This window comes from Actinomadura sp. NPDC023710 (genome assembly GCF_040639875.1).
Taxonomy (GTDB): Bacteria; Actinomycetota; Actinomycetes; order Streptosporangiales; family Streptosporangiaceae; genus Spirillospora; species Spirillospora citrea.
Map to the genome: position 1 here is coordinate 177,765 of NZ_JBFAGB010000004.1, position 23,227 is coordinate 200,991.

The following is a 23,227-nucleotide window of genomic DNA, read 5'->3' on the forward strand; positions in this document are numbered from 1 at the left end:
TTCCACCTCCGAGACTTTATTCCCACTGCGCAAAATTTCGCGCTGGGCAGGTTTTTGCCCGCTAGGCTGGTGCGACCATGGAGACCACCGGCGGGCTGCGCGAGCGCAAGAAGGAGGCGACGCGGAGCGCCCTGCACGAGGCCGCGATGCGCCTCGCCGTCGAGCACGGCCTCGACGAGGTCACCGTCGAGGCCATCGCCGACGCGGCGGGCGTGTCCCGCCGCACCTTCTCCAACTACTTCGCCGGCAAGGAGGACGCCCTCCTGTACGGCGACGAGCAGCGGATGCGCGCCGTGCTGGAGACCTTCGCGTCCCGTCCGCCCGGCGAGTCGTCCTGGACGGCACTGCGCGCCTCGCTGGACGTCCTGCACGCGGAGACCGGCGAGCTGGACCCCAGGTGGGCCGCGCAGACGCGCCTCGCGCGCAACCACCCGTCCGTCCTCGGGCGGCAACTCGCCAACTACGCCGAGTTCGAGCGCGCCCTCGCCGACCAGATCGCCGCCCGGGACGGCCTCCCCCGGCTGCGCTCCCGCGTCATGGCCGGCGCCTTCATGACCGCGCTGCGCATCGCGTCCCTGACCTGGATCGAGGAGCAGCCCGTCCGCCCCCTCGCCGAGGTCGCGGCCGAGACCCTCACCGAGATGGCCCGCGACTTCCGCTGACCGGCCGGTCGCCGGTCCGTCAGGGGCGGGGGATGTTGCGCAGGTTGCTGCGGGCCAGGTCGAGCATCTTGCCGACGCCGCCGGTGAGGACGGTCTTGCCGGCCGACAGCGCGAAGCCCTTCACCTGCTGCGGCGTGATGCGGGGCGGGATGGACAGGGCGTTCGGGTCGGTCACGACGTCCACCAGGTAGGGGCCGGGCGCGGCGAGCGCGCGCTCCATCACGGTGCGGACGTCGGACGGGCGCTCCACCCGCGCCGACTCGATGCCGGCGGCCTCGGCGATCGCGGCGTAGTCGACGGGCTCGTGGTCGGTCTCGTAGGACGGCAGGCCGTCCACCATCATCTCCAGGCGCACCATGCCGAGCGACGCGTTGTCGAACAGGATGATCTTCACGGGGACGCGGTGCAGCTTCACCGTGAGCAGCTCGCCGAGCAGCATGCCGAGACCGCCGTCGCCGGAGATCGAGACGACCTGGCGTCCGGGCGCGCCGAACTGCGCGCCGATGGCGTGCGGGAGCGCGTTGGCCATGGAGCCGTGGACGAACGAGCCCATCACGCGGCGGCGCCCGTTGGGGGTGATGTAGCGCGCGGCCCAGACGTTGCACATCCCGGTGTCCACGGTGAAGATCGCGTCGTCGTCGGCGAGGTCGTCCAGGACGCCGGCGACGTACTCGGGATGGATCGGGATGTGCCGGTCGATGTCGCGGGTGTAGGCGGAGACCACGCCCTCCAGCGCCCGCGTGTGGCGGTGCAGCATCTCGTCGAGGTAGGAGCGGTCGTGCTTCTGCTCGACCTTGTCCAGGACGAGCCGGATCGTCTCCCCGACGTCCCCGTGGACCGCGAGGTCGAGCGGGGTCCGGCGCCCCGGCTTCGACGGGTCGTCGTCCACCTGAATGGTGTTCTTGCCCGGCAGGAACGGGTCGTAGGGGAAGTCGGTGCCGAGCAGCAGGACGAGATCGGCGTCCTGCATCGCCTCGTAGCAGGCGCCGTAGCCGAGCAGGCCGCTCATGCCCACGTCGAACGGGTTGTCGTACTGGATCCACTCCTTGCCGCGCAGCGCGTGGCCGACCGGCGAGAGCAGCCGGTGCGCCAGTTCGATCACCTCGGCGTGGGCGTCCCGGACGCCGGAGCCGCAGAACAGCATCACCTTCCGCGCCCGGTTCAGCGCGCCGGCGAGCTGCTCGACCTGGTCGGACGGCGGGCGGACGATCCCCTTGCGGACGAGGAAGTCGTGCTCGCCGGTGGGGGCGGCCGTGTCACTGCCCGCGACGTCGCCGGGAAGGGTCAGCACGGCGACGCCACCGAGCCCGATCGCATGCTGGATCGCGGTCCGCAGGAGGCGCGGCATCTGCTCCGGGGTGACGATCGGCTCGCAGAAGTGGCTGCAGTCGACGAACAGCCGCTCGGGGTGGGTCTCCTGGAAGTAGCCGCTGCCGATCTGCACGCTCGGGATCTGCGACGCCAGCGCCAGCACCGGCGCGCCCGACCGGTGCGCGTCGTACAGGCCCTGGACGAGGTGGGTGTTGCCGGGGCCGCAGCTGCCCGCGCACACGGCGAGCCTTCCCGTGGTCTGCGCCTCGGCCGCCGCCGCGAACGCGCCCGCCTCCTCGTTGCGGACGTGCACCCAGTCGATCCCGCGCGTCCGCCGCACGGCGTCCACGACCGGGTTGAGGCTGTCGCCCACCACCCCGTAGATCCGCCGGACGCCGGCCTGCCGCAGCACCTCGATGAACTGGTCGGCGACGGTCGCCATTCGCCTCTCCCCCGCTGAGTCCCCCCGGCACTTCTCTCCGCTCCGGCAATGCCCGATGGCTCACGTCTGACACCGGGCCGGCTGACACTCGCGCCCCACAGGAGTTAAATAGTCAATCCATGAACTAGATCGGCGGGCCGGCGAGGGAATGAGCACGGGCAAATGAGCACGCAGAGATGAGCACGCACAGATGAGCGCGGACGGCGGGGCGGAGCTGGACTTCTGGTCGTTCGTCGATCTCGCGGGACGGCGGCTCTCGGAGGAGTTCGGGTTCCGGCACCGGCTGGCGACGCGGCTGCTGCTGACGCTGAACCGGGCGTCGGCGATCGTCACCTACGACCTGGAGTCCACGGTGCACCGGCCGCGCGGCCACTCCTGGTCGGCCTTCCGGCTGCTGTTCGTGACCTGGCTCGCCGGGCCGCTGGAGCCGGGCCGCGCCGCCACGCTGGCCGGGATGAGCAGGGCCGCCGTCTCCAACCTGAGCAAGACGCTCGTCGCGGACGGGATGCTCGTGCGCACCCCGGGCGAGCGGGACGGCCGGTCGGTGATCCTGTCGCTGACCGAGCGGGGACAGGACGCCATGCTGGAGATCTTCGCCGGGCAGAACGAGCGCGAGCGGCAGTGGGCGGACGTGCTCACCGAGACCGAGCAGCGGATGCTCATCATGCTGCTGGACAAGCTCATGGCGGGGCGCGGGTCGTTCGACGTCCGCGAGCGGAGCTGAGATTAGGGACTTCCCTCCAGAGGGAGAACAGCCGTAGGGTCGACAGAAAGTAGTAAATGCATTAATCATCGGAGGCGAGGGAGCATGGCCCACTACCGCCGGGTCGGCCACGTGCCGCCGAAACGCCACACCCAGCACCGTCACATCGGTCACGGGGACGGCGAGGAGCGGCTTCACTTCGAGGAACTGATGGGCGAGGAGGGCTTCTCCTCCGACTCGTCACTGCTGTACCACCGGGAGATCCCGTCCGCGATCGTCGACTCACGGGTCTGGGACGTCCCCGACCAGACCACGACGCCCAACCATCCGCTGCGGCCGCGCCATCTCAAGCTGCACGAGCTGTTCCCCAAGGAGACGTGGTCCGAGACCGACGTCGTCACCGGCCGCCGGGTCGTCCTCGGCAACGGCGACGTCCGGCTCTCCTACGTCGTGTCCGCCGCGGACTCGCCGCTGTACCGCAACGCGACCGGCGACGAGATCGTCTACATCGAGTCCGGCACCGCCACGGTCGAGACGATCTTCGGGGCGGTGGACGCGGAGCAGGGCGACTACGTCGTCATCCCGGCCTCGACCACGCACCGGTGGCTGCCGACCGGGGACCAGCCGCTGCGCGCGTACGCGATCGAGGCCACCGGCCACGTCGCGCCGCCGAAGCGCTACCTGTCGCGCTACGGCCAGTTCCTGGAGAACGCCCCGTACTGCGAGCGCGACCTGCACGGCCCGGGCGAACCCCTCCAGGCCGACGGCACGGACGTCGAGGTCCTCGTCAAGCACCGCACGTCGCGCGGCATCACCGGCACCCGGCTGACCTACGCGCGCCACCCGTTCGACGTCGTCGGCTGGGACGGCTGCCTGTACCCGTTCACGTTCAGCGTCCACGACTTCGAGCCGATCACCGGCCGCGTCCACCAGCCGCCGCCCGTCCACCAGGTGTTCGAGGGCCACAACTTCGTGGTCTGCAACTTCGTGCCGCGCAAGGTGGACTACCACCCGCTGTCGATCCCGGTGCCCTACTACCACTCGAACGTGGACTCCGACGAGATCATGTTCTACTGCGGCGGCGACTACGAGGCGCGCAAGGGCTCCGGCATCGGGCAGGGCTCGGTCTCGGTGCACCCGGGCGGCCTCGCGCACGGCCCGCAGCCCGGCGCCTACGAGCGCAGCATCGGCGTCGAGTTCTTCGACGAGCTGGCGGTCATGGTCGACACCTTCCGCCCGCTCGAACTGGGCGAGGGCGGCCTGGCCTGCGAGGACGAGGCGTACGCCTGGACGTGGGCGGGGCGGCGATGACCTCCCGGTTCGCGATCCCCCCGTTCACCCTCCCCCGGTTCGCGCTGGGCCTGTGCGACGACGCCGCCGTCTTCCCGCCGGGGCTCGCGCCGCTGGCCGACGCCGTCCCGGCGCACCGCGACCACCGCGCCGCCGCCTACGCCGGGCTCGTCGGCCCGCTCGTGCTGCCCGCCACCGCGCTCGACGCGCTGTACCCGCTGCTCGGCGACGAGCCGCTCGACGTGTCGATCACCGCGCCGAACGGCCCGTGCGAGGCCGCGAAGGCGGTGGGCGTCGCCGCCGACCTGCCCGTCGAGGTGCGCGGGCTGGAGGTCGCCGTCCCGCCCGGCATGGACCCCGAGGAGTTCTTCCGCGTGCTCGGCCGCCCCGGCGTGCCCGTGTACGTCGAGATACCCCGCGACGAGCGGCGGCCCGCGTTCATCGAGGCGGTCGCCGCGCGCGGCGACCGCGCGAAGTTCCGCACCGGCGGGGTGAAGGCCCACCTGTACCCGGGCCCGGACGAGCTGGCCGCCGCCGTCACGGCGGTCGTGGCCGCCGGCGTGCCGTTCAAGGCGACGGCGGGGCTGCACCATCCCGTCCGGAACACCGACCCGGAGACCGGGTTCCACCAGCACGGCTTCCTGAACCTGCTGCTCGCGACCGACGCCGCCCTGGACGGCCGCCCGGACGCGGAGCTCGCCGCCGTCCTGGCCGACCGCGACGCGCCGTCGGTCGCCGCCCGTGTGGCGGAGCTCGGCGAGGCGCGCACGGCCGCGGCCCGCGCCCGCTTCCTGTCGTTCGGGACGTGCAGCATCACCGACCCCCTGACCGAACTCGCGGACCTCGGGCTGCTCGGGTCCGCACTGCTGGAGACCTCCCGATGACCCGCATCGCGATCCCCGAGGACTCCCTCTTCGGGCTCGCCAACCTCCCCTACGGCGTGTTCTCGACCCCGGGCACGGCGCCCCGCGTGGGCGTCCGCGTGGCCGACTCCGTGGTGGACCTCGCGGCCGGCCTCGGCGACGGCGTCTTCGCCGCTCCGTCGCTGAACCCGTTCATGGCCGAGGGCCACGCGCGCTGGGTCGAGGTTCGCGAGCAGATCCTCGACCTGGTCTCCGAGGACGTCCCGGACGAGGCCGTCCACCCCCTCGACCAGGTGACGCCGCACCTGCCGTTCGAGGTCGCCGACTACGTGGACTTCTACGCCTCCGAGCACCACGCGTCCAACCTCGGCCGGCTGTTCCGCCCGGACTCCGAGCCGCTCATGCCGAACTGGAAGCACCTGCCGGTCGGGTACCACGGCCGCGCCGGGACGGTCGTCCCGTCCGGGACGCCGATCGTGCGCCCGAGCGGGCAGCGCAAGGGCCAGACCGCGCCCACCTTCGGGGAGAGCCGCCGCTTGGACGTCGAGGCCGAGGTCGGTTTCGTGGTCGGCACCGGCTCGGCGCTGGGCGACCCGGTGAGCGCGGACGACTTCGACGAGCGCGTGTTCGGGGTCGTCCTGGTCAACGACTGGTCGGCCCGCGACATCCAGGCGTGGGAGTACGTACCGCTCGGCCCGTTCCTGGGGAAGAGCTTCGCGACGTCGGTGTCCCACTGGGTCGTCCCGCTCCTCGCCCTGGAGGCCGCCCGCGTCGCCACGCCGCCGCAGGATCCCGAGCCGCTGCCCTACCTGCGCGAGAAGAACCCGTGGGGCCTGGACCTCGACCTCGCCGTCTCCTGGAACGGGCAGGTCGTCTCCCGTCCGCCCTACCGGGAGATGTACTGGTCGCCCGCCCAGTTGCTCGCGCACATGACGGTGAACGGCGCCTCGTCCCGCACCGGCGACCTGTTCGCCTCCGGGACGGTCTCGGGCCCGGCCAAGGACCAGCGCGGCGCCTTCATCGAGCTCACGTGGGGCGGCAAGGAGCCCGTGACGGTCAACGGCGAGCCGCGCACCTTCCTGGAGGACGGCGACGAGGTCTCGATCACCGCCTCGGCCCCCGGCCCCTCCGGTGCCCGCATCGGCTTCGGAGAGGTGACCGGCCGCATCCTCCCCGCCCGCTGACGGGGTTTCAGAGGCCGGCGAGGAAGGCGAGCATCGCCTCGTTGACCTCGCCGGCCGCCTCCATCTGGACGAAGTGACCGGCGCCCTCGATGACGTGGACGTCGCGCAGGCCCGGGACGCGGGCCTCCATCTGCTTCAGGGCGTCGGAACCCATCATCTGGAGGACGGGGTCACGCTCGCCCACGAGGAACAACGTGGGAACGGTGACAGGCTCGTCCGGACGGTTCTGCTTCTCGTTCCAGACGTGGTCGTAGGCCCGGTACCAGTTGAGGCCACCGGTGAAGCCCGTCCGGCGGAACTCGTCGGTGTAGAAGGCGAACTCATCCCGCGACAACCACGGCCATGGCAGGGGCGGGGCTTCGGGGAGTACATCGAGGTATCCGTTGCCTTCGCTTGGATGCCGCCAGACATCGAGGTACCGGTAGCCGCCGCTGAGCGCCCAGAAGAGGTTCGCCAGGAAGCGCTCCGGGTCGGCCCCCAACTCCTCGTCCGCAGGGCCCTCCTCCTGGAAGTAGTGCACATGGACGAAGTGCTGTTCGGCCATCCGCGCGTATAGCTCGGTGGGCGGACGCTTCGAGACGGGCATGCGCGGCACGCTCAGCTGCATCAGCGCCTTGACCCGCCCAGGGGCCCACTGGGGCAGGTCCCAGACGAGAGCGGCCCCGAAGTCGTGGCCCGCGAAGACGGCCTCGTCGATGCCCAGGGCGTCCAGGACGCCGACGAGGTCGGCGACCGTGTGCCGCCGGTCGTAGGCCCGCGGCGAAGGCGGGCGGCTGCTGCGCCCGTATCCCCGCATGTCGAGGGCGATCGCCCGGTACCCGGCCTCGGCCAGCGCCGGGAGCTGCCGCCGCCAGCTGTACCAGAGGCCCGGGAAGCCATGGCACATCACCACCGGGACGCCGTCGCCCTGCTCGGCCACGTGAAGGGTGACGTCGCCCGCGTCCAGCATGCGGTGACGTTCGCGGAAGCTCATGCCGGGTCCTCCCTCCGGTAGGACGATCCTGAGGCCTCGCGCGCGGCACGGTGCACCGACCTCCCGTTCACCGAGACGGCGGCTGGACGGGCGGCCGTCCCGTCGGCCAAGGTCGGGCCACCATGTCGCAGTCCCCGAGTCCCGACCTCGCCGCGCGCGTCGCCCGGCTGGAGGCCATCGAGGAGATCAAGGCGCTCAAGCACCGCTACCTGCGGGCCTGCGACGCCAAGGACCCGGAGGAGTTCCGGGCCTGCTTCATCGCCTCGGGCGCCTCGATCGACTACGGCCGGCTGGGCGCGTTCGACGACGCCGAGGGCATGGTCAGGGTCTTCGAGTCGATCGCGCTCCGGAAGGTCGACGGCAGGAACGTCGTCCTCGACATGCACCACGCGACGCATCCGGACATCACCGTGCACGACGGGACGCGCGCGTCGGGACGCTGGACGCTCAAGTTCCGCCAGGTGAACCTGGAGGACGGCACCGAGTCGGTGAGCACCGGCGAGTACGACGACGAGTACGTGGTCGAGGACGGCCGCTGGAAGATGGCCAGGTGCCACTTCCGCCGCCACTGGACGATCACCCGTCCGCTCGGCCCCGGCTGCCGCGTCGACCAGGCGACCGACCAGGCGACCGGCCAGGGGGCCGCGCGGCCCGGCTAGAGTCGCATCCGATGAGCAGCGCGAACCTGGTGAGCAGGATGGAACCGATCTTCCGGACGGCCGCGGCGGACGACGTCCCGGCCCTCGTCGCGCTCGTGGAGAGCGCCTACCGCGGGGACTCCAGCCGCGCCGGATGGACCACCGAGGCCGACCTCCTCGACGGCCGGCGCACGGACCCGGACGCCGTCGCGGCCGTGGTGCACGACCCGCGCGCGGTGATGCTGGTGGCCGAGTCGGACGGCGCGCTCACGGCCTGCTGCCAGCTGGAGGACCGCGGCGGGCACGCCTACTTCGGCATGTTCGCCGTCAGCCCGTCCCAGCAGGGCGGCGGGCTCGGCCGCCGGGTCCTCGCCGAGGCCGAGCGGCGGGCGCGCGAGCAGTGGGGCGCGGCCGAGATGCACATGACGGTGATCAGCCTGCGCGAGGACCTGATCGCCTGGTACGTCCGGCGCGGCTACGCCCGGACCGGCAAGACGAGCCCGTTCCCGTACGGCGACGAGCGCTTCGGCCTGCCCAAGCGCGACGACCTGGAGTTCGAGCTGCTGGTGAAGAAGCTCCGCTGACGCCTGACGCGAGGTGGGGCGCTCGGAGATCGCCGAGACGCCCGCGTAGCCGACGCACGGCGAAGCGCCCGGCCGGGAGGGGTCCGGCCGGGCACTTCGCGGGGAGCAGGATCAGATCAGGTGATGTTCTTCGGCCGGTAGGCCTTGTACTGGCTGCCGCTGGACAGCCCGTACGTGCGGGTGCGGTGGTCGGTGCCGTAGCCGCCGCGCTGCTCGTACGCCCAGTAGGCGGTGTGCTTGCTGCTGGTCCACTTCTCGAAGATGACGACGTGCCGGGTCGTGTTGCTCCCGATCGCGTCGATGATGAGGTCGCCCTTCTTCAGCTGCGACATCGAGATCCGCTTGCTGTAGGTGGACGAGGCCAGGCCGACGGTGTTGGGGCCGGGCTTGGGCAGGCGCAGCGTCATGGACGCGTAGCCGGAGCAGTCGGTGCGGTAGCCGCCGTGGGTCTTCGACTGGCTGTAGGGGACGCGGCTGCCGGTGTGCGGGTGCCAGGTCTTGGCCCGGGCGATCACCTGGTTCCGGGTGACCTTCGGGACGGCCGCGACCGCGACCTGGCCGTCCGCCGCCTGGAGCTGGACGCCCCGCGCCGGCGCCGAGGGCGCGTCGGGGGTGGACACGCCGTACAGGCCGAAGGCGGTTCCACCGGCCAGCGCCAGGGAGCTGACGCCGAGGAGAACGGTCCGAGGGGAAGCCATTGGCAATCCTCCGTGAATTGTGCGGGAATTGCGCCCCGTCGGGCGCGGAGTTCGGGGGTGTCGATCGACCCGGCACACGATAGGGATCATCATGCGCCATTCGGCAAGCCCCCCGGAAAGGTTGGGACACCGGGACGCACGAGACGCTTCCGAACTGCGAGAACGCCGTCCCAGCAAGGGATGGCGCGGGACAGCGAGACAGCGCTGAATGCGCATGGCGATCACATTCGGTACCTATTCAAGAACACTGGGTGATCAAGCTTCGGTTCACTTACCGGCGCAGAGGGAACTGGGCATAATGGCCAGCCCTGCCCGAGGGAGACAAGCAATGAGCCGAAGACGACCGCCGACTCCGCTGCCCGACGGCCTGCCCGAGGCGGTGCGGATCCTGCTCACCGAGCTGCGCGCCCTGAAGGAGGAATCCGGGCTCGATCTGCGCGCCCTGGAGCGCAGGACGCATGCGAGCCGCTCGTCCTGGAGCCGCTGGCTCAGCGGGGAGACGTGGATCCCGGCCGACGCCGTCGTCTCGCTCGCGGACCTGTGCGGCGCGGACGCGCGCCGCCTCGCCGTCCTGTGGGAGGTGGCGGACGAGGCCCGGCGCTCGGCCCCGTCCGCGGTGGAGGTGGCGACCACGGCCGAGCCCCTCACCGCCGCCCCGCCCCCCACCGCACCCGACCCCGCAGAGCCCGTCACCGATGCGGTGTCCGGCGCCGACACGGTGCTCGTCTCCGACCTGAGCCGCACCACCGACCTCGGGCCCGGCGAGCCCGTGCACGCGGGGTCATGGGCCGGGCGGACGCGCCCCCGCCGGTTGCTCTTCCTCGGTGCCGTCGCCGGTTGCACGCTCGTCGCCGGGAGCGCCGGGGTCGCCCTGGGCGCGGCGTTGCAGACGCCGCCGGTGGCCGGGGACGCGGGCGCCCGGCCGTCCGAGACGGCCCGGCGGCCCGTCAAGGTGCTCAGCCGCCACGACGTCCTGGTCCGGGCCCGGTCCTGGCATCCGCACAGCGCCCGGCGGGTGCCCTACGACCAGAACGCCGGCTTCCAGGGCTACCGGACCGACGGCTCGGGGTATGCGTCCATGGCGCTCGGGCTGCCGAAGCCCGGCCCCAACTCGGCGCTGCTCGAGGCGTCCTACTGCCGCCGGATCCCGATGGCCTCGCTGCTCCCCGGCGATCTCGTGATCAAGGCCAGCGGCGGCGCCGACGTGCGCGAGGTCCTGGTCTTCGAGCGGTGGACGAGCCCCGCCCGCCGCGCCTACTGGGCCTACCAGCAGCGCCGCGGCTACGGCACCGACCATCTGGTCCGCGGCGACGGCCTCACGCCCGGCGCCGACCATCACGGCTGCCGCCCCTACAACGTCCAGGACGACCCCGTCGGCTGACGCTGGCGGCTGATCTTGTCGGCCGCCCCCGGCCGCACGTCCGGGCCGCGGGGCGCGAGTATCAGGACCGGGCCGGGACCAGGCGGAAGGCGACGAAGGCGGGGGACCGCTCCAGCTTGGCGTGGTCTTCGGGGTGGCGGTCGGCCATCTCCGGGGCGGGACGCGGCTCCAGGAGCTCCTCGATGAGGAACCCGGCCGCGCGGAACTCGGCGCAGATCGCCGTCAGGGGGCGCCGCCACGCCCGGATCGGCCAGTCCCGTTCGGGACTCAGCGACTCCTCCACCGGCTCTTCGAGGAAGTAGGAGCCGCCCAGGCGCAGCCACCCCGCCATCGGGTGCTCGGTCGAGAGGACGAGCGCACCGCCCGGGGCAAGGAGGCGGCGGAACTCCCTCAGCAGCGCGACCCGGTCGTCGAAGTAATGCAGGGCCAGCGCGAGCACCACCAGGTCGACAGAGGCGTCCGGCATCCAGGCCACGGGCGTGGACAGGTCGTGGACGCGCAGGTCGGCGCGGCCTCCGGTGCGCTTCCGCGCCATGTCGACGAAGGTCGGGCTGACGTCGCAGCCGGCGACGCCGGCGCCGCGCTCCAGCAGTTCCCGGGCGTAGAGGCCGGGGCCGCACGCGGCGTCGAAGACGGTGAGGCCGGCCACGTCCCCCGCGAGGCCGAGGACGGCGGGACGGTCGTAGAGGGCGTTGTAGGAGCTGTCCTCGGCGTGGGCGGCGTACTCGTGGGCGAAGCGCTCGTACATGCCTCCGATCGTGCCAGAGAGATCAACCGTTCGCGTCAGGGGGGACGACCGGTCTCTGTCAGGTCCTCTGCGCCTCCCTGTGGGCGGCGCGCGACTCCTCGGCGAGGCGGTCCAGCTGCGCGACGCGCTCCTCGTCGCGGGTCAGGTTCTCGCCGGTGGCCGGGTCGAACAGGTGCACCCGCGTCGTGTCGATCCACAGCTCCGCCTCGCGCCCCGGCGCGATCATGCTGGCCGCGTCCAGCGCCACGACCGCCTGGGTCCGCAGCTGGTCGCCGTCGAGCTCGCGCGACAGGTCGCGCAGCTGGGCGGTGAGGTCCTCGGGCGCCTCGTACGGGATGTAGGCGTACTGCTCGTTGCCCAGCCATTCGGTCACGTCCACCCGGATCCGCACGAGGCTGCCGCGCGCCCGCTTCTCCTCACCGACGAGCGAGGCGTCCTCGAAGTGCTCCGGGCGGATCCCGACGAGGACGACCGACCGGTCGCCGATCGCGGCGGCCTTGCGCGCGTCGCGCAGCTCGAACCGCCCGAGCGGCGTCTCCAGGAACACGCCGTCGCCGGAGCGATCCACGGACGCCGGCAGGAAGTTCATGGACGGCGACCCGATGAACCCGGCCACGAACAGGTTGACCGGCTCCTCGTACAGCTCGCGCGGGCTCCCCACCTGCTGCAGGTCGCCCCTGCGCAGCACCGCGACCCGGTCGCCGAGCGTCATCGCCTCCGTCTGGTCGTGCGTGACGTACACGGTGGTGACGCCGAGGCGCCGCTGGAGCCGGGAGATCTCGGTGCGCATCTGCCCGCGCAGCTTGGCGTCCAGGTTCGACAGCGGCTCGTCGAACAGGAACGCGTCCGCCTGCCGGACGATCGCGCGGCCCATCGCGACCCGCTGCCGCTGCCCGCCGGACAGGTTCGCGGGCTTGCGGTCCAGATGCTCGGTCAGCTCCAGCAGCTCGGCGGTCTCGTCGACGCGCCGCCGCACCTCGTCGCCGGCGACCTTGGCGAGGCGGAGCGGGAAGGCGATGTTCTCGAACACGCTGAGGTGCGGGTAGAGCGCGTAGTTCTGGAACACCATCGACAGGTTCCGCTGCCGCGGCGCGATCTTGTTGACGACCCGGTCGCCGATGAGCATCTCGCCGGACGTGATGTCCTCCAGCCCGACGATCATCCGCAGCAGCGTGGACTTGCCGCAGCCGGACGGCCCGACCAGGATCATGAACTCGCCGTCCCGGACGTCGAGGGAGACGTCGTTCACGGCCGGGAAACCGTCGCCGTACCGCTTGACGATGTTCTTCATGGTGATGGCGGCCATGGTCTCCCTCTCAGCCTTTGACGGCGCCGGACGTCAGCCCGGCCACGATGCGGCGCTGGAACGCCAGAACGATGATCACGACCGGGACCGTGACGACGACGGCGGCGGCGCAGATGGCGGTGGTGGGCTGCTCGAAGTAGGACTCCCCGGTGAAGAACGCCAGCGCCGCCGGGACGGGCCGGGCCCGGTCGGTGGAGGTCAGCGAGATCCCGAAGACGAAGTCGTTCCAGCAGAAGAAGAAGGTCAGGATCGCGGCGGTGAACACGCCGGGCGCCGCCAGCGGGACGATCACCTTGCGGAACGCCTGCCAGGTGGTGGCCCCGTCCACCTGCGCGGCCTGCTCCATCTCCCACGGGATCTCGCGGAAGAACGCCGACAGCGTCCAGATCGCGAGCGGCAGCGCGAACGAGATGTAGGGGATGATCAGGCCCGGCCAGGTGTCGTACAGGCCGATGTTGCGCCACAGGTCGAACAGCGGTCCGACCAGCGACACCACCGGGAACATCGCGATGGCGAGCGCGAACGACAGGATCAGCCGCTTGCCGGGGAACTCCAGCCGCGCGATGGCGTAGGCCACCAGCGTCGCGAACACCACCCCGACGAACGTGGCGATCAGCGAGATGCCGATCGAGTTGATCAGCGCCGAGGTGAACAGGTCGGTCTTGAAGACCGTCTCGTAGTTGTCCCACGTCCAGGTCTTCGGGAAGAAGCCCTGGACGTTGCCGATCTCGCTGGGCTGCTTGAACGACAGCATCACGATCCACACGATCGGGAACGCCGTCCACACCAGGATCAGCAGCGAGGCCACGATCCACAGCGACTTCGAGCGCGCCGACTCCATCAGCGGTCACCTCGCACCTGGGAGAGGTCCACCCGGAACCCCTTGATGAACACGGCGGCGATCAGCACCACCGACAGGAACAGCAGCACCCCGACGGCGTTGCCGAGGCCGAGCTCGGTCCGGGTGATGATCTGCTGGTAGGTCAGGAACGACAGCACCTGCGTCTTCTCCTGGCCGGACGTCATGATGAACACGTTGTCGAAGATCCGCCACGCGTCCAGCGTCCGGAACAGCACCGCGACGAGGATCGCGGCCTTCATGTTGGGGATCGTGACCCGTTTGAGGCGCTGCCACGCCGTCGCGCCGTCCACCGTCGCGGCCTCGCCGAGGTCGGCCGGCACCTGTGCCAGCCCGGCGAGGAGCAGCAGGGACACGAACGGGGTCGTCTTCCAGATCTCCGACAGGATGATCACGAACAGCGCCGCCCAGCGGTCGGAGAACCAGGCGAAGTCGCCGAGCCCGAACCAGGAGTTGACGAACCCCGACTGGACGTCGAAGGCGTACTTCCAGGCGAACGCGGAGATGACCGTGACGATCCCGTAGGGCAGCAGGATCGCGGTCCGCACCGTCCGCCGCCCGAAGACGGCCCGGTGCATCACCATCGCGAGCGCGAACCCGATGACCAGCTCCACCCCCACCGTGGCCACGGTGATGATCAGGGTGGTGAGCACCGTCTGCCAGAACAGGGCGTCCGACAGCGCGGTCGCGTAGTTGCCGAGGCCGACGAAGTGCCGGTCCTCGGGCGCGGTGATCCGGTAGCTGAACAGCGACTCGTAGACGGCGTTGACCAGCGGATACGCGGTGACCAGCAGCATCACCACCACGGCGGGCAGCGAGAGCAGCAGCCCGAGCCTGCGCTCGGCGCGGCCGCGGTCGGAGATCTCCGGGCGGGCGGGGGCGCCGTCCGAGCGGTCGACCTTCGGTGCCGTTCCTGCGGACGTCATCCGGACACCTTCCTTTCCGAGCCTCGCCTCACAGCAGCGCCTGGTCGCCCAGGACCGCCCGGGCGAACTCCGCGGACCGGCGCGGCGTCGTCGCGGGGTTCACCGACGCGGGCGGATGCCAGCGGTTCTGGACGGCGCCGGACAGGTCGGCGTAGTAGGGGGTGGCCGGACGGGGCGCGGCCGCGGCGATGGAGTCCCGCATCAGCGGGGCCATCGGGAACTCCTTGAGGATGTCGGGATCGTCGAAGATCGCCGGGCGGGCGGCGACGTTGCCCTCGTCGAGCATGTACCGCTTCATGTTGGCCGGCGAGGTGATGCACCGGGTCGCCTCCACGGCCAGGCCCTTGTGCCTGCCGTACGCGCCGACGCCGATCTCGATGCCCCCGAACGGGGGCTTGCTCGGCTGCCGCGGGTCGACCCGCGGGTAGCGGGCCCAGCCGAGGTCGCCGACGATGTTCTTGCCGATGGCGCCCGCGTCGGCGTCGCCCTTCTCGGCCCGCCAGACGTAGCCCCAGTTGAGCAGGAAGCCGCCGCGCGCGCCGTTGATCGTCGCCCGGGACTGCTCCTCGATGTCGGTGGACAGCGTCGGGCTCGCGGCGGAGGACCGGGCGAGCCTGCGGATGATCGACGCCGCCCGCCCGGCGGCCGGCGAGTCGATGTCGATGCTCGCGTCGTCGCCCTTCTCGGCGTTGCTGATGATGCGGCCCCCGGCCGAGGCGATCAGGGAGTTGATCCACACCATGTAGCCCTCGTACCGGTTGCCCTGGACGCCGATGGTGGTGTTCGTCCGGACGGCCGCGTCGATGAGCTTGTCCCAGGTGAAGTCGGGCGCGTTCGGGTCGATGCCCGCCTTCTTCGCCACCGACTTGCGGTACCACAGCAGCTGCGTGTTGGCCCAGAAGGGCGCCGCGTAGAGCTTGCCCTCCCACATCGAGCTCTGCACGGCGGGGGCGAACACGCCGTCGGTCAGCGGCGCGGCCTCGCCCTTGGTGAACGGGCGCAGGAACCCGGCGTTGGCGGCCTCGGCGACGAAGACCGGGTCCAGGCTCATGAGGTCGAGCCCGGAGTCCTTGGCGGCCAGCCGTCTGATCAGCTGCTCGCGCTGCTGCGTGGCGTCGCTCGGCAGCAGGGACGTCTCGATCCGGTACCGGCCGCCCGCGGCCTGCGTGCAGGACTTCGCGAGGGCCGCCTGGCCGCCGTTGTCGGGGTTGACGTACCAGGTGAGCTTCGGCGTCCCGCCGCCGTCCCCGCAGGCCGTGAGCCCGCCGGCCAGCAGCGCCAGCGCCACCGCGCCCCTGAGCCAAGCCGATCGCGCCCGTTCCGCGGGACCGTGCCGCCCGGCCGCCCTCTCCCGGGGCCGGGCCCGTCCCGCCTGGTCGCTCTCCGTTCGATCGACTCGCTCGCCCATGGGGCCTCCCGCAGCTCCCACCGGACTGCGGGCACTTCGCCGGGCCGCACCCTCGGCGGGATTGGTCCCCCATTCGACCATCGGATCGCGTGAGTGTCGAGATCCGGAGCGTCACCGGAAGGCGAGGGTCGTGGCACGTCTATGAGAAGCCCCTGGTCGGCGCATGAAGAAGGCGCGGAGGGAGCGCGGGCCCCGACCGACCCGCGCTGCCCTCCGCGCCTTCGCCTGATGGGGGATACGGCGTGGTGGACGGCTCTAGTAGCCGCCGCCAGACCCGTAGCCGCCTCCGCCCCCGCCACCGGACCCCGTGCCGACGGCCTTCTTGCCGGTCGGGGTGGTGGCCCACCAGACCCCGCCGACGCCCTGGCCCTTGGTGTCGCCGGGCTGCTCGTCCTGCTCGTAGTAGTACATGGGCCAGCCGTCGATCGTGAGCTGGCACTTGCCGTCGTCCTTGCGCTCGATGAAGTTGACGACCTTCTTCGAGACGCCTTCGAGCTTGAGGTGCTTCCAGCCGTTGAAGACGGCCGGCGGCCACGCCTTCTTGCACGAGCCGAAGCAGTTGGTCGTCGGCGGCTTGTTCTTGTCCTTGTCGAAGCGGTAGAGCGTCATGCCCTTGCCGTCGGTCAGGATCAGGCCGAGCTTCGGGTCCCGCTTGGCCTTGACGACCGTCCAGCCCTTCCAGCGGTTGCCGTTCGCCTGCTTGAGCGGGGCCGCCTTCTTGCCGGTCGGCGCCGCGGCGTACCAGGTTCCGCCTACGCCCTGCCCCTTCGTGTCACCGGGACTGCCGTCCTTGGCGAACCGGTAGAGCGGCCACCCGCCGAGCGTGACCTGCCACTTGCCGTCCGGCCGCTTCACCTTGCCGACCAGCGACTGCTGGACGCCCTTGACCTCGGTGTTCCCCTGGCCCGCCCACACCGGCGGCCACGCCTTGGCGCACGCGTCCGCGCAGGTCGACGCGGGAGGCCGGGCGGTGTCGTTGTCGAAGCGGTAGAGCGTCATGCCCTTGCCGTCGGTGACGACCCTGCCGAGCTTGGTGACGCTGGCCACCTCCAGCACGGTCGGCTCGGGGGCGGGCGACTCGGACGGCTCGGCCGACGGCTGCGCCTGCGTCTGAGAGCCCGCGGCGTTCTGCCCCCCACCGGCCTTCTCCTGCCCGCACCCGCTCAGCACCAGTCCCGACGCCGTGAGGGCGGCAGCAGCCGGGATCGCCCAACGTGGGAATTTCATGTCGTGTCCTCCAGGTCGTCCTGGGCCCCGGCTCCGGTTCCAGGTCCCGCACGTCGATCGAGGTGGAGCCGCCGCTCTCCCGGATCGAGGAGGAATACGGTGAACGCCTCGGAGCGGGTTCAACCGCCTGGAACCGGTCACCCCCGCGCCGAGTCACATCCTGGTGCCGCATGCCTGCGGCGGTAGACGAGGAAGGCTGCGGTGACCACGGGAAACGACTCAGCGGGCGGCCCGGTCGACCTGACGAAGAAACGTCCCCCGGCGCCGGTACCGGATCGCGGTCCGGGTCCGGGTCCGGCGTGGATCGTCGTGCCGGCCCGCGTGGTGGCGCTGCTCGTCGTGATCCCGCTGCGGTTCGGCTGGGACCTGGCCGTGCTGGCGGCCCGGGGGGTCCGGGCGGCCTGGAACGTTCTCGTGCGGGTTCCGGGCCGGTTCGCCCGGCTCCTCGGCCGGATGCTGCGCGGCGTCTGGCGCGCCCTGTACCGCCGGCTGCTCGCTCCGGCCGGACGGCTGCTGGCCGCCGTCGGACGGGGCGTCGCCGCGCTGCTCGACCTCGTCCTCGTCCGGCCGCTGCGCTGGCTCGCCGTCGTCGTGGTCCTCGGCCTCCTCCGGTGGTTCGGGCGCGGGACCGGACGGCTGGCCCGGTGGGTCCACCGCGTCCTCATCGCGCCGATCGGCCGTTTCCTGGCCCTGCTCGGACGCGGCCTCGGAGGACTGCTCGCGTTCCTCCTGCTGCGTCCGCTCCGGGCGCTCGGCCGCGGAATCGCCTGGCTGTTCGGCGTCCTCGGGAGCGGCCTCGGCCTGCTCCTCAAGGGCATCGGCCTGCTGATCGGAGTGCTCGTCGTCCTGCCGGCCGTGCTGCTGTGGCGCTACGTCCTGCGCCCGCCGCTGCTCGGCATCGCCTGGCTGGCCCGCGCCCTCTGGGCCGGGCTCACGTGGCTCGGCCGCCGCACCCTCACCCTGCTGGGCGCGCTCGGCGGCGCACTCGCCACCGGCTGGCGCGCCTTCGCGGCGGCGGTGGCCTGGTCGTGGCGGCTGATCGGGCGCTGCCTGGCCTGGCTGGGACGCGTCCTGATCGTCGCGCCCGCACGGGCGATGTGGCGGTACCTCCTGGCCCCGGTCGTCGCCGGTGCCGTAGGAGCATGGCGCCTCGCCGCCCGGATCCTCCGTTGGCTCTGGCGAACGCTCGTCGTCGTCCCGGTGCGGGTACTGGTCGTCGCCCCGGCCCGCTGGGTGCGGCAGAGCGTCCTGCGCCCGATCGGACACGGCATCCGCTCAACGTGGCGGGCAACCGTACGCGACCCTCTCCGCGCTGTACGCCGGACGATGCGGGAAGCCGCCCACGACGTCCGCCTCACACTCCGCGGCACCTTCCGCGGAAGGTAGAACGCGCCGGTCCGTGAGTGGACCGGCGCGTTCCGTTCGCTACTCGTCGTTGCCGGAGGTGCGCCGCTCGGTGCGTTCGCGCATCTTGCGGAGCAGTTCCCTCTTCCTCTCGGCCGCCGTACCGGCGCCGCCGTCGGCTGCCTGCGCCTTCCCGCCGCGCAGCTCGCTGCGCGACAGGTTCTTGCGCTGGCCGCCCACGCCGAGCATGCCGTTGCGGCCTCGGCTCTTGGACATGAGGTTCTCCCGTTCGGCTGGGTGTGTCGTGGTTCGTTCGCACCCAGGTCCGGCCGCGCGGGAGCGTGCAGCTCAGACGCCGATCGCGTCCCGGCCGGACCTGCCGGCGGGACGGTCGCGGTAGACGCGCTGCGGAGTGGGCCACCAGGCGGTGGCCTCGGCATGGAGAAGCATGCGGTCAGGGTAGGCGGCGGTTCGGCGACCCCGCGAACGATTTTCCCGCGGCCCGGCTGAGATACTGGCGGGTGATGTATCGACTCCTTTTCTCACTGGTCATCGCCCGCGTCCCGGCGGAGAGCGCCCACCATCTGACCCTGCGCGCGCTGCACGCCGTCCAGTCGGTTCCCGGTGCGGTGCCGCTGCTGCGGCGGCTGTTCGCGCCCCGCGACCCGGCGCTGGCCGTCCGCGCCCTCGGGCTGGACTTCCCGAGCCCGCTCGGCCTCGCCGCCGGGTTCGACAAGGACGCCGTCGCCTACGCGGCGCTCGCGGCGTTCGGGTTCGGCCACGTCGAGATCGGGACGGTGACCGGCCGCCCGCAGCCCGGCAACCCGCGCCCGCGGCTGTTCCGGCTCGTCCCGGACCGGGCGGTCGTCAACCGGATGGGCTTCAACAACGCGGGCTCCGAGGCCGCCGCGCGGCGGCTCGCCGACCGGGCGCCGGGGACGATCGTCGGCGCCAACATCGGCAAGACCAAGGTCGTCCCGGAGGCCTCGGCCGCCGCCGACTACGTGGCGAGCACCGAGCGGCTCGCCCCGCACGCCGACTACCTCGTGGTCAACGTCAGCTCCCCCAACACGCCGGGCCTGCGGAACCTACAGGCCGTCGAGCATCTGCGGCCGCTGCTGACGGCCGTGCGCGAGGCCGCCGACCGCTCGTCCGCCCGCCGCGTCCCGCTGCTGGTGAAGATCGCGCCGGACCTCGCGGACGACGACGTCGACGCCGTCGCCGACCTCGCCCTCGAACTCGGTCTCGACGGCATCATCGCGACCAACACCACGATCGGCCGGGACGCCCTGCTCAGCCCGCCCGCGCTGGTCAAGGAGACCGGCGGGCTGTCGGGCGCGCCGCTGCGCGAGCGGTCGCTCGAGGTCCTGCGCCGGCTGCGGTCCCGCACGGGCGGGCGGCTCGCGCTGGTCTCCGTCGGCGGGGTCGAGACGGCCGACGACGTGTGGGAACGCGTCCGGGCGGGCGCGACCCTCGTCCAGGGCTACACCGGCATGATCTACGGCGGCCCGCTCTGGGCGCACCGGGTCAACCGCGACCTGTCGCGCCGCTTGCGCGGCAGCGCCTTCCGCACCCTGGACGAAGCGCGCGGCTGACCCTCGGGAGACGTCCGTCCGGTTCAGGCGAAGAAGCCGTCGGCGATCAGCTCCGGCAGGACGGCCGCGGCGTGCGCGCGGACCTCACCGGGGTCCGTGTCCGTGAGCTCGGCGATGGCGTCCAGGAGCGGATCGAGGGGCAGGGTGCCGTCGCAGACACCCGCGAGGGCGGCCTCGACCGTCCCGACACCGGCGGCGCGGCGGAGCCGATCCGTCTGCCGCAGGACGATCCGCTCCGGGTCCTCGGCGCCGGGCGGGCCGATCTGTTCCTGGACGAGACCGGGCGCCGCGGCGAGCCGTCGTCCACAGGCTGTGGAAAACTCCTCCGCCTTCACGAGGCCGTCCAGCACCTCGTGGACGTACGCCCCGACGGGCTGCTCGACGGCGTGCCGCACCTCCTCGATCCGGACGGCCGGGCGCTCGCTGCGCCGCAACGTGATCCAGCCGAAACCGATCCCGGTGACGTCCCGCTGCTCGAACTCGTCGAGCCACGCCTCGTACCGGGCGCGGTATTCGGGCGTGCCCGCCTCGCAGGAATCCCGCAGCCACAACTCGGCGTACTCCGCCGGATCCTGGACGTCCCGCTGGACGATCCACGCGTCGCAGCCGTCCACCCACGCGCCGACGCGCTCCTCCCAGGGAACCCCGTCGACATGCAGCCAGTTGGCCAGGAGCTGGCAATATCCACCGTCGTTCAGGTACCGGGAGGCGCTCTCGACGAGCCGCCGGCAGAAGTCGTCGCCCGCCATCCCCGACTCGCGGTAGGTGAACCGCCGGTCGCCGGGCGGCGCGACGACGAACGGGGGATTCGACACGATCAGGTCGAACCGGCGGCCCTCGACCGGCTCCAGCAGCGACCCGCGCAGCAGTTCCGCGCCGTCCACGCCGGACAGCGCGAAGCTCATTTCGGCCAGTTCCAGCGCCCGCGGGTTCACGTCCGTCGCGGTGATGCGCGCGCCCGGCGACCGCCCCGCCGCGTGCACGGCCTGGACGCCGCAGCCGGTGCCCAGATCCAGCACGTTGTCCACAGGCCTGTGGACAACCAGCCGGGCGAGATTCCCGGACGCGCCTCCGGTCCCCACCACATGATCGGCCGCTGGAACGCGTCCGTCCCCGGGCCGCACCTTCAGATCGGACACGGCGTAACCGGCGTGCCCGTCGCCGTCCACCGCCTCCAGCGGCTCGACGCGCAGCAGCGCCCGCAGCTGCCCGCCCGACACCTCGGCGAGCCCCGCCGCCACCAGCGCGTCGGCGGCGATCGCGTCCTCGGGGACGGGCACCTGGAGCCAGAACAGCCGGGTCAGCACCTCGACCGGCGACCCGCCGGCCGTCGCCCGCAGCGCGGGCACGATCTCGTCCCGTGCCAGCGCCCCGCCGGCGACCGGGCCGAGCGACGCGCGCACCCCCGCGACGGTGTAACCGGCCCCGAGCAGCAGTTCGCGCACACGACGAAGATCAGGCATCCGCTCATCCTGCCCGCTGCGGGCCCGGCGCGCGTCCCGGATCGCCGTTCGCGATCAGCCCAGGTAGGCCTGGAAGCCCGCGGCCAGGGACTCGGCGATGCGCTGCCGGAAGGACGCGCTGGACAGCTTGTCGGCGTCGCCCTTGTTCTGCATGTTGCCGCACTCGATGAAGACCTTGGGCACGGTCGACATGTTGAGACCGCCGAGGTCGTCGCGCCGGTCGATGGCCTTCTTGCCGAGGTAGTTGGAGTACGGGATGCCGGTGCCCTCGTGATAGGCGTTCCGCAGCGCCTCGCCCAACTCGGCGGAGCCGTTCACCATCTCGGAGTTCCGGCCGATGGAGAGCGGCTCGATGATGTGGAAGCCGTGACCGGACGCCGCCGCCCCGTCGGCGTGGATGGACAGCGCGGCGTCGGCCTTGAGCCGGTTGCCGAGCGCGGCGCGCTCGGTGACGCAGGGACCGACGCTCCTGTCGTCCTTGCGGGTCAGCGAGACCTTCGCGCCCCGGGACTTCAGGATGCCGGCGAGCCTCTTCGACACGTCCCAGGTGAAGGCGTGCTCGGCGTAGCCGGCCCTGGTCTCGGTGCCGGTCGTGTCGCACGCCTTGCTGCCGTTGCCGATCTTCACCTGCCGGTTGATCTCCGACGGGTGGTCGGCGTTGCCGCCGTTGTGCCCGGGGTCGATGACGATCACCTTGCCGTCGAGCGACTCGGCGTCCCCCCCGGCGGACGCGGGCGCCTTGCCGCCCTTGACGCCCGGGGACGCCGTCCCGGCCGTCGGCGGCCCGGCCGCCTCACCGCCGGACGCCCCGGAGGAAGCGTTGCACGCGACGAGCGCGCCCAGGCACAGCGCGATACCGGCGACCGCGGGGCCGCCTCGATGAATTCGCACAGGCCGTTTTCCTCCGTGATGACTTCGTTACCGACCCTGACAGTCTGCACACCGGCGCAGGTTCGTCAAACGGAGTCGGGGAAATCAGCCGCGCAGGGGGTCCTCCTTGCCCAGCAGGGCCGCGAGCGCGCGCGCCTCGTCGGCGTCCAGGCCGAGGACCACGCGGGGCCGCCCCCACGGGTGGTCGATCGAATGGGCCACGTAGCTGGCGACGGACTCCGACACCTGCTCGGCGAGGCCGCGGGCGTGCCGCCACTCCGACCACGCGCGTTCCAATTCGCTCGCCGCGCGCTGCGCGCACGACACCAGTTCCGGATCACGCACGACCTGTTCCCCTCTGGGTGAACGGACCCTCTCCCGACCGCCGGCAGGCCCGGCCCGGCGGCCATCTGCGAGGCCGCCCGGGACTGCCCGCCGACGATGAAGTCCCATTAACCACCTGGCCGCGGGTCCCGTCCCGGCGAATGCGGCAGGCTTGGCCTCCCCCATACCCGGCACGCACCGTCCCGGGAAACGATCGACCATCCCCGTACCGCGGCCATAACCGGCGCCGCGGCGGCGACGCAGCCTCCGACGCAGGACGTCACAAACCACGAGAGCACTGCGACGGCGCCGCGATCGTGGGTCACGTGAGCGACGGCCACCAGGACGACGGGCCTCGGGAGCACGGCCGCGCGGAGCGGGGCGGAGCTGCACGGGGGGCGTCGCGAGCCAGGGCGGCGGGCGTCACG

General features: G+C 72.1%; 23 protein-coding genes. 10 read left to right on the forward strand and 13 right to left on the reverse strand.

Annotated features, from left to right (window positions below; all coding sequences use genetic code 11):
• Nucleotides 1–77 precede the first annotated feature (77 nt).
• Entirely contained in the window at nucleotides 78–662 is a 585-nt protein-coding gene (locus AB0H37_RS06550; protein ID WP_329096580.1) for a helix-turn-helix domain-containing protein, read from the forward strand.
• Nucleotides 663–681: 19 nt separating this feature from the next.
• On the opposite strand, the gene AB0H37_RS06555 is transcribed toward AB0H37_RS06550, so the two are convergent.
• Nucleotides 682–2,415: a pyruvate dehydrogenase gene (locus tag AB0H37_RS06555; RefSeq protein WP_360611773.1), complete on the reverse strand. Its 1,734-nt coding sequence runs from the start codon at nucleotides 2,413–2,415 to the stop codon at nucleotides 682–684.
• Between the two features lie 190 nt (nucleotides 2,416–2,605).
• Between AB0H37_RS06555 and AB0H37_RS06560 the strand changes: the two genes are divergently transcribed.
• The 4 genes from AB0H37_RS06560 to fahA all read left to right on the forward strand — a co-directional run bounded on the left by AB0H37_RS06560 (nucleotide 2,606) and on the right by fahA (nucleotide 6,455).
• On the forward strand, nucleotides 2,606–3,139 hold the full coding sequence (locus AB0H37_RS06560; RefSeq protein ID WP_179831865.1) for a MarR family transcriptional regulator: 534 nt from the start codon (nucleotides 2,606–2,608) through the stop codon (nucleotides 3,137–3,139).
• A gap of 84 nt (nucleotides 3,140–3,223) precedes the next feature.
• Nucleotides 3,224–4,429: a cupin domain-containing protein gene (locus tag AB0H37_RS06565; protein WP_179831864.1), complete on the forward strand. Its 1,206-nt coding sequence runs from the start codon at nucleotides 3,224–3,226 to the stop codon at nucleotides 4,427–4,429.
• Nucleotides 4,426–5,292 (forward strand): hypothetical protein, encoded by an 867-nt coding sequence (locus AB0H37_RS06570; RefSeq protein WP_360611774.1) that lies wholly within the window; start codon nucleotides 4,426–4,428, stop codon nucleotides 5,290–5,292. The genes AB0H37_RS06565 and AB0H37_RS06570 overlap by 4 nt, the downstream gene beginning before the upstream one ends.
• A complete protein-coding gene (gene fahA / locus AB0H37_RS06575) occupies nucleotides 5,289–6,455 on the forward strand; it encodes a fumarylacetoacetase (protein WP_360611775.1) in 1,167 nt (388 codons plus the stop codon). Before AB0H37_RS06570 ends, fahA begins: the two co-directional genes overlap by 4 nt.
• A 7-nt stretch (nucleotides 6,456–6,462) precedes the next feature.
• Here fahA and AB0H37_RS06580 read toward each other — a convergent pair whose 3' ends face one another.
• Nucleotides 6,463–7,428: an alpha/beta hydrolase gene (locus AB0H37_RS06580; RefSeq protein ID WP_360611776.1), complete on the reverse strand. Its 966-nt coding sequence runs from the start codon at nucleotides 7,426–7,428 to the stop codon at nucleotides 6,463–6,465.
• A 122-nt stretch (nucleotides 7,429–7,550) separates the two neighbouring features.
• On the opposite strand from AB0H37_RS06580, the gene AB0H37_RS06585 reads away from it, so the two are divergent.
• Complete coding sequence (locus AB0H37_RS06585) at nucleotides 7,551–8,087, forward strand: nuclear transport factor 2 family protein (RefSeq protein WP_360611777.1); 537 nt, start codon at nucleotides 7,551–7,553, stop codon at nucleotides 8,085–8,087.
• Between the two features lie 11 nt (nucleotides 8,088–8,098).
• A complete protein-coding gene (locus AB0H37_RS06590) occupies nucleotides 8,099–8,650 on the forward strand; it encodes a GNAT family N-acetyltransferase (protein ID WP_329096592.1) in 552 nt (183 codons plus the stop codon).
• A 116-nt stretch (nucleotides 8,651–8,766) separates the two neighbouring features.
• Here the strand turns inward: AB0H37_RS06590 and AB0H37_RS06595 are convergent, their stop codons facing one another.
• Nucleotides 8,767–9,348 (reverse strand): hypothetical protein, encoded by a 582-nt coding sequence (locus AB0H37_RS06595; RefSeq protein WP_329096594.1) that lies wholly within the window; start codon nucleotides 9,346–9,348, stop codon nucleotides 8,767–8,769.
• Nucleotides 9,349–9,676: 328 nt separating this feature from the next.
• On the opposite strand from AB0H37_RS06595, the gene AB0H37_RS06600 reads away from it, so the two are divergent.
• The gene (locus tag AB0H37_RS06600; protein WP_360611778.1) at nucleotides 9,677–10,729 is read left to right on the forward strand and encodes a helix-turn-helix domain-containing protein; all 1,053 of its coding nucleotides are present in this window, start codon (nucleotides 9,677–9,679) and stop codon (nucleotides 10,727–10,729) included.
• Nucleotides 10,730–10,790: 61 nt separating this feature from the next.
• Here AB0H37_RS06600 and AB0H37_RS06605 read toward each other — a convergent pair whose 3' ends face one another.
• From AB0H37_RS06605 to AB0H37_RS06630, 6 genes are all read right to left on the reverse strand, one after another.
• Nucleotides 10,791–11,477, reverse strand: a complete 687-nt coding sequence (locus AB0H37_RS06605; RefSeq protein WP_360611779.1) for a class I SAM-dependent methyltransferase — start codon at nucleotides 11,475–11,477, stop codon at nucleotides 10,791–10,793.
• Between the two features lie 58 nt (nucleotides 11,478–11,535).
• The gene (gene ugpC, locus AB0H37_RS06610; protein WP_329096601.1) at nucleotides 11,536–12,783 is read right to left on the reverse strand and encodes a sn-glycerol-3-phosphate ABC transporter ATP-binding protein UgpC; all 1,248 of its coding nucleotides are present in this window, start codon (nucleotides 12,781–12,783) and stop codon (nucleotides 11,536–11,538) included.
• A 10-nt stretch (nucleotides 12,784–12,793) separates the two neighbouring features.
• Complete coding sequence (locus AB0H37_RS06615; RefSeq protein ID WP_179831856.1) at nucleotides 12,794–13,624, reverse strand: carbohydrate ABC transporter permease; 831 nt, start codon at nucleotides 13,622–13,624, stop codon at nucleotides 12,794–12,796.
• On the reverse strand, nucleotides 13,624–14,568 hold the full coding sequence (locus AB0H37_RS06620) for a sugar ABC transporter permease (protein ID WP_329096603.1): 945 nt from the start codon (nucleotides 14,566–14,568) through the stop codon (nucleotides 13,624–13,626). Before AB0H37_RS06620 ends, AB0H37_RS06615 begins: the two co-directional genes overlap by 1 nt.
• A gap of 28 nt (nucleotides 14,569–14,596) precedes the next feature.
• Nucleotides 14,597–15,976 (reverse strand): extracellular solute-binding protein, encoded by a 1,380-nt coding sequence (locus AB0H37_RS06625; protein WP_329096605.1) that lies wholly within the window; start codon nucleotides 15,974–15,976, stop codon nucleotides 14,597–14,599.
• A 255-nt stretch (nucleotides 15,977–16,231) separates the two neighbouring features.
• Nucleotides 16,232–17,203: a hypothetical protein gene (locus AB0H37_RS06630; protein ID WP_360611780.1), complete on the reverse strand. Its 972-nt coding sequence runs from the start codon at nucleotides 17,201–17,203 to the stop codon at nucleotides 16,232–16,234.
• A 201-nt stretch (nucleotides 17,204–17,404) separates the two neighbouring features.
• On the opposite strand from AB0H37_RS06630, the gene AB0H37_RS06635 reads away from it, so the two are divergent.
• Nucleotides 17,405–18,589 (forward strand): hypothetical protein, encoded by a 1,185-nt coding sequence (locus tag AB0H37_RS06635; protein ID WP_360611781.1) that lies wholly within the window; start codon nucleotides 17,405–17,407, stop codon nucleotides 18,587–18,589.
• Nucleotides 18,590–18,628: 39 nt separating this feature from the next.
• Here AB0H37_RS06635 and AB0H37_RS06640 read toward each other — a convergent pair whose 3' ends face one another.
• Nucleotides 18,629–18,823: a DUF6243 family protein gene (locus AB0H37_RS06640; RefSeq protein ID WP_360611782.1), complete on the reverse strand. Its 195-nt coding sequence runs from the start codon at nucleotides 18,821–18,823 to the stop codon at nucleotides 18,629–18,631.
• A 248-nt stretch (nucleotides 18,824–19,071) separates the two neighbouring features.
• On the opposite strand from AB0H37_RS06640, the gene AB0H37_RS06645 reads away from it, so the two are divergent.
• Nucleotides 19,072–20,142: a quinone-dependent dihydroorotate dehydrogenase gene (locus AB0H37_RS06645; protein WP_360611783.1), complete on the forward strand. Its 1,071-nt coding sequence runs from the start codon at nucleotides 19,072–19,074 to the stop codon at nucleotides 20,140–20,142.
• A 23-nt stretch (nucleotides 20,143–20,165) separates the two neighbouring features.
• On the opposite strand, the gene AB0H37_RS06650 is transcribed toward AB0H37_RS06645, so the two are convergent.
• The 3 genes from AB0H37_RS06650 to AB0H37_RS06660 form a co-directional block, all read right to left on the reverse strand.
• Complete coding sequence (locus tag AB0H37_RS06650) at nucleotides 20,166–21,605, reverse strand: class I SAM-dependent methyltransferase (RefSeq protein ID WP_360611784.1); 1,440 nt, start codon at nucleotides 21,603–21,605, stop codon at nucleotides 20,166–20,168.
• 54 nt (nucleotides 21,606–21,659) lie between these two features.
• Nucleotides 21,660–22,496, reverse strand: a complete 837-nt coding sequence (locus tag AB0H37_RS06655) for an N-acetylmuramoyl-L-alanine amidase (RefSeq protein WP_360611785.1) — start codon at nucleotides 22,494–22,496, stop codon at nucleotides 21,660–21,662.
• An 84-nt stretch (nucleotides 22,497–22,580) separates the two neighbouring features.
• A complete protein-coding gene (locus AB0H37_RS06660) occupies nucleotides 22,581–22,820 on the reverse strand; it encodes a hypothetical protein (RefSeq protein WP_089315141.1) in 240 nt (79 codons plus the stop codon).
• Between the last annotated feature and the right edge of the window lie 407 nt (nucleotides 22,821–23,227).

Excerpts from the sequence above, each read along its gene's own strand:
- AB0H37_RS06550 (WP_329096580.1), top strand. The coding sequence starts at position 78 with ATGGAGACCACCGGCGGGCTGCGCGAGCGCAAGAAGGAGGCGACGCGG.
- AB0H37_RS06555 (WP_360611773.1), bottom strand. The coding sequence starts at position 2,415 with ATGGCGACCGTCGCCGACCAGTTCATCGAGGTGCTGCGGCAGGCCGGC.
- AB0H37_RS06560 (WP_179831865.1), top strand. The coding sequence starts at position 2,606 with ATGAGCGCGGACGGCGGGGCGGAGCTGGACTTCTGGTCGTTCGTCGAT.
- AB0H37_RS06565 (WP_179831864.1), top strand. The coding sequence starts at position 3,224 with ATGGCCCACTACCGCCGGGTCGGCCACGTGCCGCCGAAACGCCACACC.
- AB0H37_RS06570 (WP_360611774.1), top strand. The coding sequence starts at position 4,426 with ATGACCTCCCGGTTCGCGATCCCCCCGTTCACCCTCCCCCGGTTCGCG.
- fahA (WP_360611775.1), top strand. The coding sequence starts at position 5,289 with ATGACCCGCATCGCGATCCCCGAGGACTCCCTCTTCGGGCTCGCCAAC.
- AB0H37_RS06580 (WP_360611776.1), bottom strand. The coding sequence starts at position 7,428 with ATGAGCTTCCGCGAACGTCACCGCATGCTGGACGCGGGCGACGTCACC.
- AB0H37_RS06585 (WP_360611777.1), top strand. The coding sequence starts at position 7,551 with ATGTCGCAGTCCCCGAGTCCCGACCTCGCCGCGCGCGTCGCCCGGCTG.
- AB0H37_RS06590 (WP_329096592.1), top strand. The coding sequence starts at position 8,099 with ATGAGCAGCGCGAACCTGGTGAGCAGGATGGAACCGATCTTCCGGACG.
- AB0H37_RS06595 (WP_329096594.1), bottom strand. The coding sequence starts at position 9,348 with ATGGCTTCCCCTCGGACCGTTCTCCTCGGCGTCAGCTCCCTGGCGCTG.
- AB0H37_RS06600 (WP_360611778.1), top strand. The coding sequence starts at position 9,677 with ATGAGCCGAAGACGACCGCCGACTCCGCTGCCCGACGGCCTGCCCGAG.
- AB0H37_RS06605 (WP_360611779.1), bottom strand. The coding sequence starts at position 11,477 with ATGTACGAGCGCTTCGCCCACGAGTACGCCGCCCACGCCGAGGACAGC.
- ugpC (WP_329096601.1), bottom strand. The coding sequence starts at position 12,783 with ATGGCCGCCATCACCATGAAGAACATCGTCAAGCGGTACGGCGACGGT.
- AB0H37_RS06615 (WP_179831856.1), bottom strand. The coding sequence starts at position 13,624 with ATGGAGTCGGCGCGCTCGAAGTCGCTGTGGATCGTGGCCTCGCTGCTG.
- AB0H37_RS06620 (WP_329096603.1), bottom strand. The coding sequence starts at position 14,568 with ATGACGTCCGCAGGAACGGCACCGAAGGTCGACCGCTCGGACGGCGCC.
- AB0H37_RS06625 (WP_329096605.1), bottom strand. The coding sequence starts at position 15,976 with ATGGGCGAGCGAGTCGATCGAACGGAGAGCGACCAGGCGGGACGGGCC.
- AB0H37_RS06630 (WP_360611780.1), bottom strand. The coding sequence starts at position 17,203 with ATGAAATTCCCACGTTGGGCGATCCCGGCTGCTGCCGCCCTCACGGCG.
- AB0H37_RS06640 (WP_360611782.1), bottom strand. The coding sequence starts at position 18,823 with ATGTCCAAGAGCCGAGGCCGCAACGGCATGCTCGGCGTGGGCGGCCAG.
- AB0H37_RS06645 (WP_360611783.1), top strand. The coding sequence starts at position 19,072 with ATGTATCGACTCCTTTTCTCACTGGTCATCGCCCGCGTCCCGGCGGAG.
- AB0H37_RS06650 (WP_360611784.1), bottom strand. The coding sequence starts at position 21,605 with ATGCCTGATCTTCGTCGTGTGCGCGAACTGCTGCTCGGGGCCGGTTAC.